Here is a 2,634-nt window from a genome sequence, read left to right on the forward strand (position 1 = left end):
TTGGGAACCTGTGAAAACAGGATATTAGGAACGAAATTTCTTAAGAATCTCAGTGTCTTTAGACCTGAGAGTGTCAAGCAGTTTAATTTATATCGATGGATGGTTTCAGCAAATTAGGCAATTTTCCCATATCCTCAAACGCGATCGCAGCTTCATTATTGGTGATTTGCTCACCTAAAGGTTATCTCAAAACAAGACCCCATACTGAAATAAAACTATACCAAAATTGAGTATATAAAAATATAAGTAGAGATTTTTTCTGTTTTTTTGCCTATAATTTTGCCGGGATTATCTTTTGGCAAAAGTGTATTTTTGCCATAGTTTATCTGGAAAGCATCTGGGGAAATCTAGAAAAACTTTTGGCAAATCTACACAGGATACAAATAAGCGTCCCAGTTTTTGCCAAGATGATATTATTTTCCAATATTCCCCGAAACAACTACAGGGCAATAATCGGTATGAGCGAAAAAACTATCGAAAGCACCGGGAAAGGATTTCTCGTTTTGCTTTTGCCTATCTCTTTTCTGATTGTTTTCCTGGTTTCAACCTGGCGAATTTGGCTAGGGCTGATTTTGCTGATAACGGGTATTAACCTTTGGCGAAACTACCGATGGCAGCAGTGGTGTCAAGGAGTTAACCCCATTTTCCATCAGCTAATTCAGCAAAACCAGGGCAGTTTAAGCCCAATCGATTTGGCAATTAAGGGCAATTTTTCTGGTACTGTGGCAAAACGCTTTTTGGACACAAAAGCGTCAGAGTTTGGTGCTAGCATCCTCAATCATGAAGATGGCAAACAGGTGTACTATTTCATGACAGCCAATATTCTTGGCGATATTCTTGATAGTAGCGAACCTGCTAAAGAGTTAGTATCATCCCGCGTTGCCAGAGTATCGGCACAACTTTTAGCATCTCCCGAAGCGATTCCTACGATGCTTAAGGAAAAAGAAGCCAAATTAGTTAGAGAACCCGAATTGGTTGCGGATACTGAAATAGACGAAGCTGATTTACCCGCACAATCAAGCCACAAAGAATCAGCAAATCACGAGGAAGCAAAAAAAATACTGGCAAAACAGTTAGCTTTTGGTTCCCTGATTCAATCAGAACTTGCTAAAAGGTTAAATGTTTACTCCAGTACAGTTTTTAAACGTCGAGATGATGCTGATTTTCCCGAATGGAGTCGTACTCGTGACCCTGATAGTATCGCTTGGAGGTACGATCGCAAGACTAGGGAATTTTTTCCAATTGATGAATAGGAAATTGGGAATGGGAATTGGGGCTTTTCGTTTGGATGTAATACACAACAATATAGAGGGCAAACAGCCGTGGGTTCCCCTACAGTATTTTTGATTTCCAACTGTATTTCTCCTAACTCCTAACTCCTAACTTCTCACTTCCTACTGCTTCCCCAATGGAATTAAACCCTTGTTCTTCCAGTTTGGTGAGTAACCCTTGGAGAATGCGACGAACCATCCAGGGACCTTCGTAAACCCAACCAGTGTAAACTTGGATCAAACTAGCACCTGCAATTATCTTTTCCCAAGCATCGGCTGCGGTGAATATGCCACCAACGCCGATAATTGGTATTTGTCCTTGGGTTTGCTGGTAAATAAAACAGATAACTTCTGTAGAGCGATCGCGTACTGGTTTACCGCTTATTCCTCCTGCTTCTGCTTGTGGTGTTTTCCCGGTTTTCTCAATTATTTCTGTCTGTAAACCATCCCGTCGAATCGTTGTATTTGTGGCAATAATTCCCGCCAATTGATAGCTTTTTGCCAATTCAATAATGTCTGATATTGCCTCCCATTCTAAATCTGGCGCTATCTTGACAAAAATAGGTTTTCGTGGTAAGGAATTGGGAGAATTTTCTTGATTTAAAGCATCAAGAATAGAACCAAGCATCGAGGCATCTTGGAGCGATCGCAATCCTGGTGTATTTGGTGAAGATACATTCACTACAAAATAATCACCACAATCTTTGAGTAGGTGAAAACTATCGCGATAGTCTTGTGCAGCAGCTTCTAAGGGTGTAATTTTCGATTTACCCAAATTTACACCGATGGGAATTGGTAAATTAAATTGGCTGCCTAGTAGTGTTAACCGACGTGCCATTTCAGCCGCACCCAAGTTATTAAAACCCATGCGATTGAGAACAGCAGCATCTAGAGGCAGTCGAAATAAACGCGGTTGTGGGTTTCCCGGTTGAGCATGAAAAGTCACAGTACCCAACTCCGCAAATCCAAATCCCAAACTACCCCACACAGGGGCAGCAACACCATCTTTATCAAAACCAGCAGCTAAACCTAAAGGATTGGGGAAATGCAAACCAAATAAATTTTGCTCTAAACGCTTATCAGTCAAGCATAAAGTCTGTTGTAAGCGTTGATTTACCCAACTTGTAGCGGGACGTTGGCAAACCTCACCCAACCAACTTAAACTGCGAATCGTTACAGAATGAAGTTGTTCTGGATCGGCTTTAACGAGATTAAATAAAAGCGGTCGAATTGCAGCTTGATAAATATCTGGCATAGTTTATTGGCTTGGGCATTGGGCATTGGGCATTGGGGCATTCTCTCTCGTACAGACGACCCGGCGGGTCGTCTCTGTCGTCTCTCCTTCTTTCCCCCTGAACTATAG

The 2,634-nt window shown here is 41.6% G+C and carries 3 protein-coding genes; 2 read left to right on the forward strand and 1 reads right to left on the reverse strand.

Annotated elements, in window-relative coordinates; all coding sequences use genetic code 11:
* Positions 1-52: 52 nt before the first annotated feature.
* Positions 53-178 (forward strand): hypothetical protein, encoded by a 126-nt coding sequence (locus CK510_RS34155; protein WP_281257105.1) that lies wholly within the window; start codon positions 53-55, stop codon positions 176-178.
* 280 nt (positions 179-458) lie between these two features.
* Positions 459-1,253: a hypothetical protein gene (locus CK510_RS29075; protein WP_095724935.1), complete on the forward strand. Its 795-nt coding sequence runs from the start codon at positions 459-461 to the stop codon at positions 1,251-1,253.
* A gap of 112 nt (positions 1,254-1,365) precedes the next feature.
* Here the strand turns inward: CK510_RS29075 and CK510_RS29080 are convergent, their stop codons facing one another.
* On the reverse strand, positions 1,366-2,526 hold the full coding sequence (locus tag CK510_RS29080; protein ID WP_095724936.1) for a quinone-dependent dihydroorotate dehydrogenase: 1,161 nt from the start codon (positions 2,524-2,526) through the stop codon (positions 1,366-1,368).
* Positions 2,527-2,634 lie beyond the last annotated feature (108 nt).

Origin of the sequence: Brunnivagina elsteri CCALA 953 (assembly GCF_002289455.1) — a bacterium.
In the GTDB taxonomy this organism is placed as follows: Bacteria; Cyanobacteriota; Cyanobacteriia; order Cyanobacteriales; family Nostocaceae; genus Brunnivagina; species Brunnivagina elsteri.